This window comes from Nitrospira sp. KM1 (assembly GCF_011405515.1).
In the GTDB taxonomy this organism is placed as follows: domain Bacteria; phylum Nitrospirota; class Nitrospiria; order Nitrospirales; family Nitrospiraceae; genus Nitrospira_C.
In genome coordinates this window covers 4,127,653-4,144,712 of sequence record NZ_AP022671.1, presented here as the reverse complement: position 1 = coordinate 4,144,712, position 17,060 = coordinate 4,127,653, and the positions used below count along the sequence as shown (strand labels likewise).

Genomic DNA, 17,060 nt, shown 5'->3' with positions numbered 1-17,060 from the left:
CCATGTTCATGCTCTCGCCGCACACAGCATGTCGGCCAATGCGTCTCCGATTCGTTGGCCGGTATGATTTTCGAAGAAGGTGAAGCCGGGGCTGGTATTGACCTCAAAACAGTAATAGGCCCCGTCGGAAGTGCGTCGAAGATCGATCCCGCTCAGGCTCAGTCCCAACCCTTTCGCCATTTTCAAACATTGCGCCTCCACGGAGGCTTCGAGTTCCATCGCCCGCATCGACCGTGTCAGATTTTCACGTTCGGCGTAACGGTAGTCCGTACCTCCGGAGCAAATTTCGGTGGCAAACACGCGGTCTCCCACGGTATGGACCCGAATATCGAAGCCGGGAATCATTTCCTGAAGTTGGATCGGGCAATGTCGAATCCGGTCGAGTCTGGAGAAGTCGTCCGTCGTAAGAGTTTTCACGATCGAGCGTTCCGCACTGATGGACTTATAAATCACGCGTCCGTTGTACTCGTGATAGAACGCCCGGACCTCGTTCGGTTCCATCGTGATGAGTGTCTCGGGGATCTGGAACCCGTACGAGGCAATGAGCCTCAGCTGGTACGGCTTGGACATGTTGGTATGCGATGCCTGTCTGGGATTCACCACCAATGCCGGCAGCCGGTCTACGAATTCCCATAAACAGGTAAGCCTCATCCGTTCATTGACGGTTCGGGGCATCCGGCCGCCCATTCCCCGCAAATAGACGGCCTCGATATCAGAGATGCCGATTGTACGGTTTCCGATTTGCAGGCAGTTCACCGGACACCCCGGATCCATCGACCACATCATCTCCAAGTCGTCGCCTTCGGCGTCCGGATCGATCAGCAACAGTTCAACATTCCGGGCTGCGAGTCTGGCACAGGTGTTCGCGAGTATCGGATCGGCCATGGAGCCCATCAAGAGAATCATCGAGCAACAAGCTCCTCGGTTCGGACAAACCATCGGCAAGCCGGGAAATCAACCGCTGCCGCACTTCTCGCGGGCAGCGCCAATAGGCGGGAGTACTACTGATATCCAGGCAGCACGTCCTGCCGGACGTGACAACAAGGTGGCACTCCGCGAATGACAGACCCAGCGCACGGGTCAACTTCGTACAGGATTCCGCCGGGACCGGAGACAAGGCGAAGTCTGTGCCAGAGCAGTCATCGGAATGAACGCACGTGGCCGCAGCATTGCCGCCGACTACATACACCGTGACCCTCCGACCGTCCGGCACCTGCTGCATCGTGACGGCCTGGTGCTCCAGTACACGCTTGATCTGCTCGACACCGTCCTGCGGCTGCAGGTAGATCCCGGCCTCGTGAGAACCCACCGGCTTGAGATAGACGGCGCCCTTCCAGACGGCAAAGCGGTGTACCGCATCATCCTTGCTCATCGTGTACAAGGAGGGCGGAAGCTCAAATCCGTGTTCAGCCACGAGACCTGCCAGGATGGAATGACCGGAAAGAATGGTCGGGCGGCCTCCCGGCAGAGGCCTGTTCATGACAGGACAGGGTAACGCGTTGAGCAATCCCAGCCAGGCCGCCGTGGCCTCCTTTGTCACGTATTCTCGATCGTTCGGATCCAATCCCTCTGGGTCAACAGAAAGGGTGAACGGAGTTTGTGCGAAGACTCCCGTGAGTTCGCAAAGCGGCACCGTTGTGTCATCGATACTGAGAAACCCGGTGGGAATGCCGCGTTTCGACTGGACCGACCAGTTCAGCCGCACCCGTTCCAGAAGCTGTGCCGGGGGAATCCAAACAACCGTTGCGGCGCTATGACGCAGTTCCCGATACAGCAGCGTTGCCCATGGATCTGTTGTGTCGGCGAGAATGAGGATCACGGGAAGGTGTCTCCGGCAAAACGCCATACCATTCCGGCGTTCTTGACCGGAGACTAGCTCCGCATGCTCAACCTGACTAGCTCACCAGAAGTTGGAGAGTCCCCTACTTAGGCAGGTAAGTAAAACTGCGATGCAGTTTGAGCTGAAGACTACTGGTAATACCGGGCCTGGGTCAGAAACAACGTCGCATACAAGCCTTGAAGCTGTATCAACTCGTCATGGGTGCCCTGTTCGACAATTCCTCCGTTGTCGATGACGTAAATCCGGTCGGCCATCTTGACGGTCGAGAGGCGATGACTGATGAGCAGCGCCATGCGCCCGCGAGCCAGTTCGTGGAACCGTTCAAACAACTCAGCCTCCGCCTTGGCATCCATGGCGCTGGTCGGCTCATCGAGAATGAGGATCTGCGATTCGCGCAGCACGGCTCGGGCAAGCGCCACCTTTTGCCACTCCCCGATGCTGAGCTCATGTCCGCCGTCGAAATTCCTACCCAGCTGTGAGTCATACCCCTGCGGCAACCGTTCAATGACATCGTGAATCCCCGCTTGCCTTGCCGCACTCATGACAGCGGCCAAATCCGAGTTCCCCGCGGTCACGCTCAACTCGATATTGTCTTTGGCGGACAGCTGAAATCTTCCAAAGTCCTGAAAAATTCCGCTGACGGCTCCGCGCACGCTGTCGATGGCATAGTCACGAATATCGACGCCGTCGATCGTAATCCTGCCGGCCGTCGGATCGTATAGTCGACAGAGCAATTTGACCAACGTCGTCTTCCCCGCTCCGTTCGCTCCGACGAGCGCAACGTGTTCGCCCGGGGCGATCGACAAGGTGAAGTCCCGGAGCACGAGCCTGTCATCCTCCGGGTATTGAAATGATACCTTCTCAAACACCAACCCGGTTCGAATGGGAGCCGGGAACCTCACGGGGTTCGATGCCAGTGGCAGGCGTGACTTGACAGCCATGAAGTCATCGAGCGCCGACAGGAACAGATTGCTTTCGTAGAGTCCTGACAGCCCCCACCCCAATCCTTCGAGGAAAGTCGAAGCCCGCTGAACGGCCTGAAAGTACATCACGAGGTCTCCGACCGTCAGGGTACCCTGAACCGTCCGCAATGCCACGAAACTGTACAGACCGAAAACACCGATCACTCCGATCATGTGGGCGGCCAAGTTGGCCAACGCCCACCGACGCTCCAGGGCAATCCGCTCCGTCCGTAGGATCCTTCGGACATCTTGGAACCAGCGCCGCACGCGCGGCCCAAGACCGAAGAGCCGGACTTCTTTGGCGGACACGCCCATCGTCAGGAGAGAATTGAAGTACCAGGCTTTTCGCTCGAGCGAAGTCCGATCACGCTCCCAGGCGAATAGGGAGGACGATTGCTTGAGACGGACGAAAAAATACGGAGCGGATGACACGATAAGTACGGGAATGACGGACCAATGGAGCCACCAGAGGACAGCCGCCATTGCCAGAAGCGAGATGCCGTCCTGAACGAGCTGCAGCAGGGAATTGAGAATGGCGGTGGGGCGATACGGAGCCTCCTGTTGAGCCCGGTGCAATGTGTCCTGATAGTTCGCATTCTCATAGTACTCGAGATCGACTTCGATCGATTTCGCTTGGAGGAGGGCATGCATGTGATCGGTTACCACCTGCAAGTGGACTCGGGAAATGTATGATGCGACGACCGTCAGCAGCGCGTTGAGCGCGGCGGCACCGGCGAGGCCGCCCAGAAAGAAGGCGATCGACGCCAAGGATTTTTCCTGCGCCCCTCCGCTCAGTTCTCGGGTCACCGCATCGATGAGGAGTTTCGTCAGGTACAACACCGCCAGCGGCAGCAGCCCTTGGATCACCCGCACCAGCGTGCCGCTGATCGTGAGACCCGGACTGCTCAGCCACACAAAATGCAGGGCCCGCCGAAGGGTTCCCACGAACGCTCGGGTCCGTTCTGTCAGGACGTACATCGTGTTCATCGCATCGTGCTCATCGCCCGGGCGGCGGCCTCACGGGTTGACGCATGAGACCGTGGCGTTGCCCGTACCGGCCTGGTTAAACCGTATAGGAGAATGTCACGGTGAACGACTTCCAATCCTCGTTCATCTCATAAAATGCCGAGCCGTTCAACGTCAGCCACGCGTGTCCATCGAGTCCTGATCCCCGTCTCCGGACGCCACAGTGAAACTGGACCGGATATCCCGCACGTCGGGCGATCGAGTACAGCGCCAGCGTTCGTGGGAAACAATTGCCTCTGGCTTGAAAGGGGAATAATTCCAGCCAGCGATCGGTGTAATACACCGCATCGTCGATACGCGTGCGGGAACCAACCGTGACCGTCGCCGCCCGGCTCAATATCGCGAGCACCTGCGGCAGCTTTCTTCGTCTCGACAGCCATCGGACACGGAGGATGGTTGCACCAGCTTGGGCGATGGTCACATATTTCGACACCAGACCGGACATGGTCGCCTCAGTGTAGCAAGGACCGGAGGGAAATCCAGTTTTCGCCGGTATCGCATGGGGATGCATGGGCTGGAGCGTAACGGAGAGGCTCTTGTGGAAAGACCGTGCGCGGCAATGCCTACGAGGACGGCTCGAACAATCCAAGCTGCAATTCTTCGGCCCTCGTGAAAGAAATCGGATATCGCTCGGTGAAGCAAGCACTGCAGTATTGAGTCGGCGTTCCAGGAGCCGCCTTCAACATGCCGTCGAGGCTGAGATAGGCCAAGCTGTCGGCGGTGATGTACTTCCGAATTTCTTCGGTCGAATGGCTGGAGGCGATCAGCTCCTTTTTCGTAGGCGTATCGATCCCGTAGAAACAGGGAGAGATAATCGGCGGCGAACTGATTCGCATATGCACTTCCTTGGCTCCCGCATTACGGATCATCTTCACGATCTTGCGGCTCGTCGTCCCGCGCACAAGCGAGTCGTCTACCACCACGACGCGCTTTCCTTCCAGAACCTCCGACACCGCATTGAGCTTGACCTTCACCCCGAAATGCCGGATCGACTGTTCCGGCTCGATAAACGTGCGCCCCACATAGTGATTGCGGATCAGACCGGTCTCGAATCGAATGCCGCCGCCTTCGGCATAGCCGAGCGCCGCGGGGACTCCCGAATCGGGAACGGGGATGACGATGTCGGCCGGAACCCACGACTCCTCGGCCAGCTGTCTCCCGAGGGCTTTACGCGTGGCATAAACGGCATTGGCTCCGAAAATCTTGCTGTCCGGCCTTGCAAAATACACATACTCGAACACGCACATGGCCGGATTGACGGTCGGAAACGGGTGATGGCTTTCCATGCCTTGCTCGCTCAGCACCACCAGTTCGCCGGGTTCCACTTCTCTGACATATTCCGCATCGAGCAGATCGAAGGCGCAGGTCTCGGACGCGACGATCCAACTGCTCCGAATTTTTCCGATGCAGAGTGGGCGCAGGCCGTAGGGATCCCTTGCCGCGATCAGGCCGTTGTCGGTCATCAGCACGACTGAAAATGCCCCGCGGACCTGACTGAGCGCATCGATGACACGCGCCAAGAACGTATCGGCTCGCGAATGGGCGATCAGGTGAATGATGACTTCGCTGTCGGATGTCGACTGGAAAATCGCCCCGTAGGCTTCCAACTCGTGTCGCAGCACCTGGGCGTTGATGAGGTTCCCATTATGGGCCAGCGCCAGATTACCAAATGCGAAGTTGACGGTCAGCGGCTGGACGTTCTTCAGATCATTGCCTCCGGTCGTGGAATAGCGGTTGTGGCCGATCGCCATGTGGCCTGGCAACTTTTCCAACGCGGATTTATTATAAATGTCGGCGACGAGCCCCATTCCCTTTTGCACGCAAAACTGCTCCCCGTCTCCCGATACGATGCCGGACGCCTCTTGCCCTCGATGCTGCAGGGCGTACAAACCCAGGTAGGTCAGGTTGGCGGCTTCCTCATGGCCATAGATGCCGAACACGGCACATTCGTCATGAAACTTGTCGGGGGTGACGAGGGGAAGATCTTTTTGTGTCTGCATCCGTGTTACTCGTGGCTCAATATCCGCCCAAGTGAATTCGCCCACCGGTCATACAGCGTCTCGGTCGGGAGATCGATGCGGCAGCCATCGGTCCACCGCCCCTTTTCCACGTCGATCAATAGTCGATCTCCTCCAACCGTCCCGATCGTTGCGGCCGGGACACCCGCTTCGGCTGCCCGTTGCAAAACCGCCTGCACGTAATCCGGCTTCATCGATAGCACCACTCTGGATTGGCTTTCGCCGAACAAGAGGGCATCACGCCGCAACGAATCGAGATGTAATTTTATCACAGCCCCTCGCCTCGTGCCCGGCGACGAAACGCAACATTCAGCCAATGCAACCGCCAACCCTCCATCCGAACAATCGTGAGCTGATCGAACGAGTCCCTCATGGATTACTTTGAGTACGAGATCCTGCACGGCTTTCTCAGCATCGAGATTCAGAAATGGAGGCGACCCTTGCTCACGAGAATGGGCAACCTTGAGATACTCGGTGCCTCCCAGGTCTTCCCTCGTGTTACCGAGCAGCACAACCGCGTCGCCTTCCTCTTGGAACCATTGTGTCATGATGTGGTCCGCATCTTCGATCAAGCCCACCATACCGAGCATCGGCGTGGGATAAATCGACAACCCATTCGTTTCATTATAAAAACTGACGTTCCCGCTGACGATCGGGATCTGGAAATGCTCGCAGGCATCCTTCATCCCTTCGATTCCCAGCACAAACTGCCACATGATATCGGGCCGCTCCGGGTTACCGAAATTCAAGCAGTCGGTCAGGCCGATGGGGTGAGCTCCTGAACAGACGAGATTGCGCGCCGCTTCCGCTACGGCCAGCCGGGCGCCATCATATGGGTGAAGCAAACAGTATCGTCCGTTGCAATCAACGGTCATGGCAACCGCTTTGTTCGTCCCTTTGATACGGACAACGGCGGCGTCCGATCCCGGCCGGACCATCGTATTCGTGCGCACCATGTGGTCATACTGCTCGTAGATCCACCGCTTGCTCGCGATCGTCGGAGACTCGAGCAGAGATAGCAATGCTCCGCCGGGATCCTTCACGTCGGCGATCGCATCATAATTCAGGTTCGTCAGCATATCCTGGTAGGCAGGCGGCTGGTAGGGTCGTTCGTACCGAGGTCCTTCATCCGCCAACGCCTTCGCCGGGATCTCGGCCACGACCTTAGCCTGATCCTTGATTCGCAGCATACCGTCGGCTGTGACCGTGCCGACCACTGCCACCTCGAGATCCCACTTTTGGCAAATTCGGATGCACTCCTGCTCCTTCCCCGCCTTTGCCACCATCAACATACGTTCCTGCGATTCGGAAAGCATGAGCTCGTACGGCGTCATCCCCGGCTCACGGCGGGGTACGTGCGTGAGATCCAGTTCAATACCGTTCCCCGCCCGCGATGCCATTTCGCAGGACGAACTGGTCAGTCCGGCCGCCCCCATGTCTTGAATGCCCACTAACAGATCGTTCGCCATCAATTCGAGACAGGCCTCCAAGAGCAGTTTTTCGGTGAACGGATCGCCGACCTGCACGGTCGGCCGTTTTTGGTCAGCTGAATCGTCAAAAGAGTCGGACGCCATGGTGGCGCCGTGAATGCCATCCCGTCCGGTTTTCGAACCGAAATAGATGACCGGATTCCCTACCCCTGCGGCCGTGCCGCGGAAAATCCTGTTCTGCTGCGCAATTCCCAGGCAAAACACATTGACCAACGGATTGAGCGAATAGATATCGTCGAACCGGACCTCGCCGCCCACCGTCGGCACGCCCATGCAGTTGCCATATCCGGCAATACCGGCGACGACTCCTTTCATCAGATGACGATTCTTGACCGTATCCAGTCCACCGAATCGCAGCGAGTCGAGCAAGGCGATCGGCCTGGCCCCCATCGTAAAGATGTCGCGAAGAATGCCGCCGACGCCGGTTGCAGCTCCCTGATAAGGCTCGATGAAGGAAGGATGATTGTGCGACTCCATCTTGAAGACCACGCACAGACCGTCGCCGATATCGACCGCCCCGGCATTCTCGCCCGGCCCCTGCACGACCCGGGGACCGGTGGTTGGTAGTTTTTTCAGATGCACCCGGGAACTCTTGTACGAGCAGTGTTCCGACCACATGACCGAAAACATTCCAAGCTCGGTCAGATTCGGTTCGCGTCCCAGAATCTCGACGATCTTCTTGTACTCGTCCTCGCTCACATTATGTTGCGCGATCAACTCTTTGGTTACCGTGGATGCGTGTGCGGTCATAAAGGTCTGGTCCTCTACCTATGAATCGATGTTACCGTTCCATTCGACTACTTGCGCGAAACGGGGGCACGCAGATGCACTTCGCCTTTATTGATGCCGTCCTCAGTGGAAAACTCCCACAGCACCTTGTGGCTGCCCGGAGCCTTCATCGTATTGACCACAATGGCCCCGACTTGATGGTGGTGCCGTGGAGCAATGCTGTCCGCGATACGGCAACGGAATACGGAGTAGAGGACGTCACCAATCTCGTCTTCGTGATATTTGTCCAGCGAGCCGGTCGCCGTCGGGCGCAATTGCGCAGGAACCAGCAAATGGCAGTATGATCCCTTCACGGGTTTCGTCCCGGCATTTTCGATCACGATCTTCAATTCGGCGCGATGATCCGTCAGCATGACCTCACCCTCACGGTCATTGACGAGCAGCTTGAGATTTGCGCGCTTCGCGAGAAGAAACGCGTTGGTCTCCTCCTGCTTTTCCGACAGGGTTAGCTGACGTTTGGCAATGTCGAGCTGTTCGCGCGCCATTTGATCTTGGCGAGCGAGCACGCCGTCCTGCCCTTCGGAAATATCGACCTGCCTCAAAGCCAGCCACATTTGCGGAATCACCAACAAGATTGCCAGCACTGAGATGCCCAGCGAGCGCCTCGCAATGACCTGATTGGACAGGCTGGACAAGGTCTCGCGAAACTCAGACATCACCAAGGCAAGACCCTGCAATTGATTGGTCAGCAGCGCGATGCGCGAGTGATGATCCGCCGCCTTCGATTCGTTCAGGTCCCGTTGAATTTCCGCGACGGACTGCTGCAATTCCGCCATCTCGTGCGAGACACCATGGTAGCGCTCGTAGAGCAGCGTCAGCCGCCGGCCCCACAGATAATCCGCAAAAGAAAGCCGGAAATTTCTCGCTTTGCGGAGCTCTACCAGGGCCTTATTTTGCAAGGCGACGCACGCCTGAAACTGCACATCGGTTTCGCGCTCCGCGTCATGGACCGTCATGGATCGACTACAGGATGTACAACCACTGACCGGATGTCTGGGATCGCTGGACGACTGAAACGCTACCGATTCGCCGCGACCGTTCCCGGCCGTTTCAGCGCCTTCAATGTCTCGACCATCGATGCCAGAATCAATCGCCCGTCCTCATTTCCCAAGACCGGCTCCGCGCACCGTTCGGGATGCGGCATCATTCCCAGCACGTTGCCCTCGGCATTGCGAATGCCGGCTATATGGTCCAACGAGCCGTTAGGGTTGGCGGCCGGCGTCACCTCTCCTTCCTCTGTACAATACCGGAACACGATCTGCGCGTTGGCCTGCAGCCCCGCCAGGGTCACCGGGTCTGTATAGTAGTTGCCGTCGGCATGCGCGATCGGGATTTTTAGGACCTGACCGGACCGGCATAGTCCGGAGAATGACGTGGCCGCGTTCTCCACCTTCAGATAGATGTCTTTGCAAATGAAGTGGAGGGAACGGTTCCGCAGCATCACACCGGGAAGCAAACCGGCCTCGAGTAGAATCTGAAATCCGTTGCAGATGCCGAGCACCAGCCCTCCACCCGCCGCAAACTGCTTGATCGCCTGCATCACGGGAGAAAATCGCGCGATGGCGCCGGTACGGAGATAATCTCCATATGAGAACCCTCCCGGCAACACGACAGCGTCGAGACCGTTCAGCGAGGTCTCCTTATGCCAAATCATCGTGACGGATTGCCCCAACACGTCGCGAAAGACGTGCTCGCAATCATGGTCGCAGTTCGATCCCGGAAAGACGACGATGCCAATGTTCACGGTTACACCAATTCGTATCGATATTCTTCGACAATCGTATTGGCCAATAATTTTTCGCACATGGCTTTCACCTGAACCTCGGCTTTCACTCTGTCGGTTTCCTTGACCTCAAGCTCCATATACTTTCCGACCCGCACGTTGGCGGCGCCGGCAAAACCGAGATGATCCAGCGCGTGCTCGATTGCTTTACCTTGCGGATCGAGAATCCCTTGCTTCAAGGTGACGTGAATTTTGGCCTTCATGCTCGCTCTTCTCCTCATCCGTTTTTTTCATATTGTCGACATACCGTCTGATCTTGAAAATCCCGACCACGGTCAGCAGCCCCCCGAAGACCAGCGCGATGAACGCCCAACGCCATGGTGAATCCTCCAAACGATAGGCCATCATTCCGACGACAGCAGCCCAGACCAGCACCGCCGCCACCAATCCGTAATTCAAAAACCCCCGAAGCATCTCTTCCTCCTACTCCCCTTCCAAAAGGATGGGGAGCGTCTCAAACGGTGCCGTACGGCGGCGAGCGGAATTGGCCGGAGGAGCGGGGCCCCATCGAGACTCGGCCTGGGAGGAACGCGGAAACTGACCGAGTCCGCGAGGGAATTTCCGAAGGCTTCCGCCGGGCCGAGTCCGGAAGGGTCGTTCCGAGAGGCCATGAGCGAGCGGCCGTAGGCACCGCATCACCTCATCCGCACACCCTCCTCAACACCTCCTGATACGCCTCCTCGATTCTTCCCATATCCTTCCTGAACCGGTCCTTATCCATCGATTCCCCAGTCGTCTGATCCCAGAAGCGGCACGTATCCGGCGAAATTTCGTCGGCCAGAATCAGCGCCTCCTTATGGACGCCGAACTCCAGTTTAAAATCGACAAGAATCATCTTGCGTTCACCGAAAAACGGCTGCAATACGCCGTTCACCTTCAATGCGAGCCGCTTGATTTGGGCCAACTGCTCGGGTGTCGCGAGATTGAGCAGCCGCACGTGTTCGTCGGACAGCAGCGGATCACCCAACGCATCATTCTTGTAGTACCACTCCACAAGCGGGGGATGAATCGGTTCGCCTTCCTTTAATCCTAACCGCTTGGCCAAACTCCCGGCGACGACGTTCCGCACGACCACTTCCACAGGTACGATCGTGACCTTCTTCGTCAGCATCTCACGATCGCTCTTCCGTTCGATGAAATGCGTCGGCACTCCCTGTTGTTCGAGCAGCCGGAAAAGCCGCTCGGACACTTTGTTATTGATGACTCCCTTGCCGAGAATTGTCCCCCGCTTCAGTGCGTTGAACGCCGTGGCATCGTCTTTGAAGTATTGCAGCACCTGGTCAGGGTGGCCTGTGGCAAAAATTTTCTTTGCCTTGCCTTCATAGAGCATGGTTCCTGACGTCATACCCCTCTCCCACCCTGTTCCGAAACTCCCACAATCACTGCGCCAGAGTTTCAATCAACCCGTCCAACGACTTGACCGTTCCCAGCAGCGTCGGATGACCAAACCGCCTCGTGTACTGATATTCTTTCACCTTTTGAAGCGACAGCACCAGACTATGAAAGTCCTCGAGCTTGGAGGTCTCGAAATAGGTGATGAAATCGAGGTCATCCACTCCACTGGAATGATAAAGCTTCCGCTTCACGGTCTTCAAATACGGCAAGGTGGCTTCCGTATGCTCCTTCATCATCGCGGCTCGCGTGTCCTGATCGAGCCCCCACCATTCGGCGCTTTTTCGGATCGGTATGACGATGGCGTAAGGCGTGGGGCCGGATTCGCTCGCCGCTTTCAGATCCGCCTTCATTTGATCGGAAAAGCCTGGAACGTAGTTGGCCTTCTTGGTCAGACCATTCATGATCCCGACGGTTTCGAGAAATTTTCCGAACAGGCTGTTTTGCAGATCAACCAGAAACTTTTGGGTATCGCGCAGTTCCGGAGCATGGATGCGAAACATGATATCGCCGTGGTCTGAAAGGCCTCGCAGCAGATACACGTCGATGGCGATCCGTTCACGATGCTGCTCGACCACGCCTTTCATGGCCGTCAGATGGGCGATGCGCGTCGTGAGGTCCTGTTTGCCCCAGCCGTCTTCGAGGCTGAATACGGCGAACGTTCCGTACACCCCCGGCTCGCTGAGCAATGTATCCCGATCCCCTGCAGCCAGGGCCGGCGCTGATAGGAATACGATGCTTAACGCAATCAATCCCGCGCAGGTCCCATACCATCGTCTCATCGTCTGGCTCCTTTTCGGGTTCGTTTTGGAGACTTGTGCCGCGAGGATCCAAACACCCGACGGTAGATGTGATCGACATGCCGCAGGTAGTATTTCGGATCGAAACATTCCGCGACTTCATGTTTCGTCAGATGCTGCGCGATGAAGGGGTCTTTCGCGACCAGTTCCTGCAACCCTCCGGCTCCCTTCCACGATGCCATCGCATTGCGTTGAACCGCTTCATACGATTCCTTTCGCTGGGCGCCTTTTTCGATGAGCAGCAGGAGTAGTCGCTGGGAATAGACCAAGCCGCCGGTCAATTCCAAATTCCGTCTCATGCGTTCAGGATAGACGATCAACCGTTCGATGAGGTCGGTCACCCGCGCAAGCATATAGTCGACCACGATCGTGCTGTCGGGCATGATGATGCGCTCGACCGAAGAATGGCTGATGTCCCGTTCATGCCATAGCGCGACGTTTTCCATCGCCGCCAGGCTATTCGCCCGTACGACCCGGGCGAGCCCGCAGAGATTTTCCGACACGATCGGATTCCGTTTATGCGGCATGGCCGAGGAGCCCTTTTGCCCTTCAGAAAAATACTCCTCGGCTTCCAGCACTTCCGTGCGTTGCAGGTGGCGAATTTCAGTGGCAATTTTTTCGATGGTGGCGGCCAGGAGGGCCAGCGCCGCGGCATAGGCGGCGTGGCGATCACGCTGGACGATCTGATTTGAAGCCGGGTCCGGCGTCAACCCAAGCTTGGCACACACAAATTCCTCGATCTCCGGCCCCTGATGGGCAAACGTCCCCATCGCTCCGGACAGTTTTCCAACGGCGATGTCGCGTCGGACCTCGTTCAACCGCCGCAGATGGCGCCCGATTTCCTCATACCAAATCGCCAGCTTCAGACCGAATGAAATCGGTTCGCCATGAATACCGTGAGAGCGACCGACCATGACACTGTGCTTGTGTGGCTTGGCCCGGCGCCTCAGCGCTGCAAGCAGCTTCCCGACGCCTTCAAGAATGAGATCCAGCGCGTCGGTCATTTGCACCGCCAATGAGGTATCGACGATATCGGATGAGGTCAGTCCCATATGGAGGAACCGATGCTCCGGGCCCACCGAGTCCATGAGCGATTCCAAAAATGCGATCACGTCGTGCTTCGTGACCAGCTCAATCTCGGCGATCCGCTCGACATCGATCTTGGCGTGCCTGCGGATCTTCGCAGACGTCCCGCGGGGGACCTGTCCGGCTCGCTCGAATGCCGCACAGGCCTGCAGTTCCACTTCGAGCCATATTTCGTACTTGTGCTTGAGGTCCCAGACGGCCTTCATCGCCGGCCGCGAATACCGCTCGATCACGCTCCCGCCCTCCTCCAGACCGGTTTGTCCGGGTCGGCCCGTTTTTCCGTCAACCGCGGCTCCGCCGTCAGCACCTTGTCGAGAATGCCGTTGACGAACTTCGCGGCTTCCTCATCGCCAAAATCTTTCGCCAGCTCAATCGCCTCGTTCACCGTGACCTTGGCCGGCACATCGTCCAGCCACAGCAGCTCGTAGGTGCCGAGCCGAAGGATGTTGCGGTCGACGATCTGCATGCGGCTGACTTTCCAATTCGTCGCGTACCGGCCGATCAGCGCATCAAGTTCGCTCTTGTGTTCCAAGACACCCTGCACGAGCCGTTCGGCAAAAGCCTTCACATCGTCCGCGGCCTTGCATTCATTCCAGAATTCATCGAGCCAGACGCCGGGTTTTCCGTGGATATCGTATTGAAACAGAATCTGCAGCGCCCGTTCACGGGATTGGTGGCGGGATCCCATGATTATGCTCTACGCCTTCGCGCTGTCCGACCCGTTCCTCCATTTTTTGCGGCTGCACGGGCTGCGGCTCCCTCGCCGCGGCTCGCCCGAATGGAACGCATGACGGTAGACATTTCGATCGCGCCCTTGGCGGCTTCGCCACCGCGGTTGAACTTCGCCGGATCCGCCCGTTCGATGGCTTGCGCCACCGTGTCGGTCGTCAAGACTCCAAAGATGATCGGCACGCCCGCATCGAGGGCCGCCTGTCCGATGCCCCGGCTCGCTTCCGCACTGATGTAATCAAAATGAGGCGTGTCGCCCCGGATGACCGCACCGAGACAAATCACCGCATCGAATCGCTTCGTCTCGGCCAGTGTCCGCGCCACCAGCGGCAGTTCGAACGCCCCGGGCACGCGCACGACTTCGATATCGCTCGGGGCAATGCCGTGTTTTGTCAACTCATCGATGCAGGAACTCAGAAGCTTGCTCGTCACGAATTTGTTGAATCTCGCAACCACAATGCCAATGCTGAGCCCAGTGGCATTATGAGAGCCCTTGTGCAATTTCATACGTGTACGTAGATATGATCGCCCCGTGCGGCCGCCAGTCGTCACACTTTTTTCAGAATGTGTCCCATCTTGTTCTTCTTGGTCCGCAAATACTTCACATTACCGTCATGCGGCTGGATCTCGATCGGCACGCGTTCGACGACGCTCAAGCCATACCCATCGATGCCGACAATTTTTCGCGGATTGTTCGTCATCACCCTGATGGCATGGAGCCCCAGATTCACCAGAATCTGCGCGCCGACACCGTAGGTCCTGAGGTCGGGCTTGAAGCCCAACTTGATATTTGCCTCTACGGTATCACTACCTTGATCCTGCAACCCGTAGGCCTTGATCTTATTCAGCAGGCCGATGCCTCGACCTTCCTGCTTATTCAGATACAGCAGGACGCCGCGTCCCTCTTTTTGAATCATCTCCATCGCCTTATGGAGCTGATCACGGCAATCACAGCGCAAGGATCCCAGAACCTCGGCCGTCAGGCAGCCTGAATGCACCCGTACCAACGTGGGTTGGCCATCATCCACACGCCCTTTTACCAGCGCAATATGGGTCGCGCCGTCGAGTTGATTCTCAAAAGCTATCGCTTCGAATTCGCCGAACATCGTCGGCAAACGCGCGCTTGCCGCTCGCTTGACGAATGTTTCCCGCTGCATGCGGTATTCGATCAAGGCCTTGATCGTGATGATCTTCAGCTTGTGCGTTTTCGCAAACTTTAGCAGCTCCGGCACGCGCGCCATCGTGCCGTCTTCGTTCATGATCTCGCAGATCACGCCAGAGGGATTCAGGCCGGCGAGCCGCGCAAGATCGACGGATCCCTCGGTCTGACCCGCCCTTTTGAGAACACCGCCTTGCTGAGCCTTCAACGGAAAGATATGGCCGGGTCTTGCCAAATCCAACGGCTTGGATTTGGGGTCGATGGCGACATGAATGGTCGTCGCGCGATCCGCTGCTGAAATGCCGGTGGTAATTCCCTTCCTGGCATCGATGGAAACGGTGAACGCGGTGCCGAATGTAGCCGTGTTTTCAACGGCCTGTGGCGGGAGCTGCAGCTCTTCAACCCGTTCCGGGGTCAACGCAAGGCAGATGAGCCCCCTCGCATGCTTTGCCATGAAATTGATCGCCTGCGGTGCGACTTTCTCGGCGGCAATGACCAGATCGCCTTCATTCTCACGATCTTCGTCGTCCACCAGGATGATGAACTTGCCTTTCCTGATGTCGCGGATCGCCTCTTCGATGCTGTCGAACCCGGTCCCCGCTCGTTCTTTGGTTGCCATCTTCTTGATCGCCGAATCAGGGTCTGATTTGTGATGAAAGATTCAGGAGTTACCCCGGAGTCGCGTTACCACATAACCTTGTTTTGGCATCGACTGTCAAGGCTCAGTTCTCGACCCATGCAGTCCTTTCAGCGCAACGATAACCGTTCCCCATGCACTGATTGCGAATCCGGCAAAGATCCATAGGCCAAGATCATAGGTTCCCGTGAATCCTTTCACCGTCCCAATGATCATCGGGAGACCAAAACCTCCCAGGCTGCCTACCGCTCCGACGATTCCGGAAGCCAGACCGATGTCTTTCGGAAACCACTCGGCCACCAATTGAAAGACGACCCCGTTGCCGAATCCCATGGCGCCGGCGGAAAGAACCATCATAGAAACAGCCATGAATAGCGAAGGACTCGTGACCGCAACGACGGATCCGGCTACGACGGGCAAGACAATGTAGAGCGTGCGAAGTCCGCCATGCTTGTCTGCGACATAGCCGCCCAGCGGGCGGACCAGGCTGCCCACGAGTCCGCAGACGGCCGCTAACGCACCGGCTTGGACCGCTTCCATCTTATAGACATCGTGGACGAGCAAGGGCAGTACGCTGCAGAGACCAACGAAGCCGCCGAACGTCACGGCATAGAGAAAGCAGAGCCAATAGGCAGTCCGTCGGCGAATCAATCCTGCGGCATGATGCCACCACCCGGCCGACCCCACGGCCTGCCGCGGACCTTCCGCCGGCACGAGGAGCAGAAACACGACCAGTGTGATCCCCGAGGCCCCGGCCATGAGTCCGCAGACCCCATGCCAGCTCATCGTCATTGTCCAGCGCGGAGCGAGAAATAGGATGAGCACCGTACCGATGTTCCCCGAGGCGGCAAGCCCCAACACAAATCCCTGTGCAGTCGGAGGATACGCCCTCCCTGCAATGGGTAACGCAACCGCGAAGCTCGCTCCCGCTATACCAAGGCACGATGCAAACAACACGGCCTGCTGATATCCCTCGACGCCCAGCCATCCCCACAGGAGCGTCGCCACCTCGGCCGCCAGAATGGCCACGGCCGTCCGCCGTGCTCCAATCCAATCCGCACTCCAACCGGCGACGACACGGCAAACCGCACCACCTAACAGCGGCAAGGCTATCAGCCAGGCGGTCTCGTGCTCGCTGAGATTTAGGTCGCGGACAAGCGGGATACTCATTGCCCCGACCATCAACCACACCATGAAACTGATTGTCAGATGCAGCCAGGCACCGGCCAACGACGGCCAATGACCGCTGCGTAATATCGTCACAATATTCATGGAGACAGCGTCTACGTGTGGTCGCGCATCATAGGGACGGAGTTTCGCAGGTGCAAGCGTTGTCACCGCCGGAGCTT

General features: G+C 57.6%; 15 protein-coding genes and 1 pseudogene. All 16 read right to left on the bottom strand.

Annotated elements, in window-relative coordinates; all coding sequences use genetic code 11:
* Positions 1-6: 6 nt before the first annotated feature.
* The 16 genes and pseudogenes from W02_RS19590 to W02_RS19515 all read right to left on the bottom strand — a co-directional run bounded on the left by W02_RS19590 (position 7) and on the right by W02_RS19515 (position 16,983).
* Positions 7-906, bottom strand: coding sequence for a RimK family alpha-L-glutamate ligase (locus tag W02_RS19590; protein ID WP_173050822.1), 900 nt, complete (start codon positions 904-906; stop codon positions 7-9).
* Positions 830-1,819, bottom strand: a complete 990-nt coding sequence (locus tag W02_RS19585) for a hypothetical protein (protein ID WP_173050821.1) — start codon at positions 1,817-1,819, stop codon at positions 830-832. The genes W02_RS19590 and W02_RS19585 overlap by 77 nt, the downstream gene beginning before the upstream one ends.
* Positions 1,820-1,968: 149 nt before the next feature.
* Positions 1,969-3,789, bottom strand: coding sequence for an ABC transporter ATP-binding protein (locus W02_RS19580; RefSeq protein ID WP_197742076.1), 1,821 nt, complete (start codon positions 3,787-3,789; stop codon positions 1,969-1,971).
* A 76-nt stretch (positions 3,790-3,865) separates the two neighbouring features.
* Positions 3,866-4,273, bottom strand: coding sequence for a lasso peptide biosynthesis B2 protein (locus W02_RS19575; RefSeq protein WP_173050820.1), 408 nt, complete (start codon positions 4,271-4,273; stop codon positions 3,866-3,868).
* Between the two features lie 118 nt (positions 4,274-4,391).
* A complete protein-coding gene (purF, locus tag W02_RS19570) occupies positions 4,392-5,828 on the bottom strand; it encodes an amidophosphoribosyltransferase (RefSeq protein WP_173050819.1) in 1,437 nt (478 codons plus the stop codon).
* 5 nt (positions 5,829-5,833) lie between these two features.
* Entirely contained in the window at positions 5,834-8,086 is a 2,253-nt protein-coding gene (purL, locus tag W02_RS19565) for a phosphoribosylformylglycinamidine synthase subunit PurL (RefSeq protein ID WP_173050818.1), read from the bottom strand.
* Between the two features lie 47 nt (positions 8,087-8,133).
* Positions 8,134-9,081: a hypothetical protein gene (locus tag W02_RS19560; RefSeq protein WP_173050816.1), complete on the bottom strand. Its 948-nt coding sequence runs from the start codon at positions 9,079-9,081 to the stop codon at positions 8,134-8,136.
* A 62-nt stretch (positions 9,082-9,143) separates the two neighbouring features.
* The gene (purQ, locus tag W02_RS19555; RefSeq protein ID WP_173050814.1) at positions 9,144-9,869 is read right to left on the bottom strand and encodes a phosphoribosylformylglycinamidine synthase subunit PurQ; all 726 of its coding nucleotides are present in this window, start codon (positions 9,867-9,869) and stop codon (positions 9,144-9,146) included.
* Between the two features lie 2 nt (positions 9,870-9,871).
* Positions 9,872-10,111 (bottom strand): phosphoribosylformylglycinamidine synthase subunit PurS, encoded by a 240-nt coding sequence (gene purS, locus W02_RS19550; protein WP_173050812.1) that lies wholly within the window; start codon positions 10,109-10,111, stop codon positions 9,872-9,874.
* Between the two features lie 437 nt (positions 10,112-10,548).
* Entirely contained in the window at positions 10,549-11,253 is a 705-nt protein-coding gene (gene purC / locus W02_RS19545; protein WP_173050810.1) for a phosphoribosylaminoimidazolesuccinocarboxamide synthase, read from the bottom strand.
* 34 nt (positions 11,254-11,287) lie between these two features.
* Entirely contained in the window at positions 11,288-12,082 is a 795-nt protein-coding gene (locus tag W02_RS19540) for a chlorite dismutase family protein (RefSeq protein ID WP_173050808.1), read from the bottom strand.
* Positions 12,079-13,419, bottom strand: coding sequence for an adenylosuccinate lyase (gene purB, locus W02_RS19535; protein ID WP_173050806.1), 1,341 nt, complete (start codon positions 13,417-13,419; stop codon positions 12,079-12,081). The genes W02_RS19540 and purB overlap by 4 nt, the downstream gene beginning before the upstream one ends.
* Complete coding sequence (gene nusB / locus W02_RS19530) at positions 13,416-13,874, bottom strand: transcription antitermination factor NusB (protein ID WP_173050804.1); 459 nt, start codon at positions 13,872-13,874, stop codon at positions 13,416-13,418. Before nusB ends, purB begins: the two co-directional genes overlap by 4 nt.
* Before the next feature lie 89 nt (positions 13,875-13,963).
* A pseudogene (ribH, locus tag W02_RS19525) lies at positions 13,964-14,422 on the bottom strand (6,7-dimethyl-8-ribityllumazine synthase); the annotation flags it as partial.
* Between the two features lie 41 nt (positions 14,423-14,463).
* The gene (locus W02_RS19520) at positions 14,464-15,693 is read right to left on the bottom strand and encodes a bifunctional 3,4-dihydroxy-2-butanone-4-phosphate synthase/GTP cyclohydrolase II (RefSeq protein ID WP_173050800.1); all 1,230 of its coding nucleotides are present in this window, start codon (positions 15,691-15,693) and stop codon (positions 14,464-14,466) included.
* A gap of 96 nt (positions 15,694-15,789) precedes the next feature.
* Positions 15,790-16,983, bottom strand: a complete 1,194-nt coding sequence (locus tag W02_RS19515; RefSeq protein ID WP_173050797.1) for a nitrate/nitrite transporter — start codon at positions 16,981-16,983, stop codon at positions 15,790-15,792.
* Positions 16,984-17,060: the final 77 nt, after the last annotated feature.

What these genes read in the sequence shown, in the direction of transcription:
- W02_RS19590 (WP_173050822.1), bottom strand. Translation starts at nt 906, where the DNA reads ATGATTCTCTTGATGGGCTCCATGGCCGATCCGATACTCGCGAACACC.
- W02_RS19580 (WP_197742076.1), bottom strand. Translation starts at nt 3,789, where the DNA reads ATGAACACGATGTACGTCCTGACAGAACGGACCCGAGCGTTCGTGGGA.
- W02_RS19575 (WP_173050820.1), bottom strand. Translation starts at nt 4,273, where the DNA reads ATGTCCGGTCTGGTGTCGAAATATGTGACCATCGCCCAAGCTGGTGCA.
- purF (WP_173050819.1), bottom strand. Translation starts at nt 5,828, where the DNA reads ATGCAGACACAAAAAGATCTTCCCCTCGTCACCCCCGACAAGTTTCAT.
- purL (WP_173050818.1), bottom strand. Translation starts at nt 8,086, where the DNA reads ATGACCGCACACGCATCCACGGTAACCAAAGAGTTGATCGCGCAACAT.
- W02_RS19560 (WP_173050816.1), bottom strand. Translation starts at nt 9,081, where the DNA reads ATGACGGTCCATGACGCGGAGCGCGAAACCGATGTGCAGTTTCAGGCG.
- purS (WP_173050812.1), bottom strand. Translation starts at nt 10,111, where the DNA reads ATGAAGGCCAAAATTCACGTCACCTTGAAGCAAGGGATTCTCGATCCG.
- purC (WP_173050810.1), bottom strand. Translation starts at nt 11,253, where the DNA reads ATGACGTCAGGAACCATGCTCTATGAAGGCAAGGCAAAGAAAATTTTT.
- W02_RS19540 (WP_173050808.1), bottom strand. Translation starts at nt 12,082, where the DNA reads ATGAGACGATGGTATGGGACCTGCGCGGGATTGATTGCGTTAAGCATC.
- nusB (WP_173050804.1), bottom strand. Translation starts at nt 13,874, where the DNA reads ATGGGATCCCGCCACCAATCCCGTGAACGGGCGCTGCAGATTCTGTTT.
- W02_RS19520 (WP_173050800.1), bottom strand. Translation starts at nt 15,693, where the DNA reads ATGGCAACCAAAGAACGAGCGGGGACCGGGTTCGACAGCATCGAAGAG.
- W02_RS19515 (WP_173050797.1), bottom strand. Translation starts at nt 16,983, where the DNA reads ATGAATATTGTGACGATATTACGCAGCGGTCATTGGCCGTCGTTGGCC.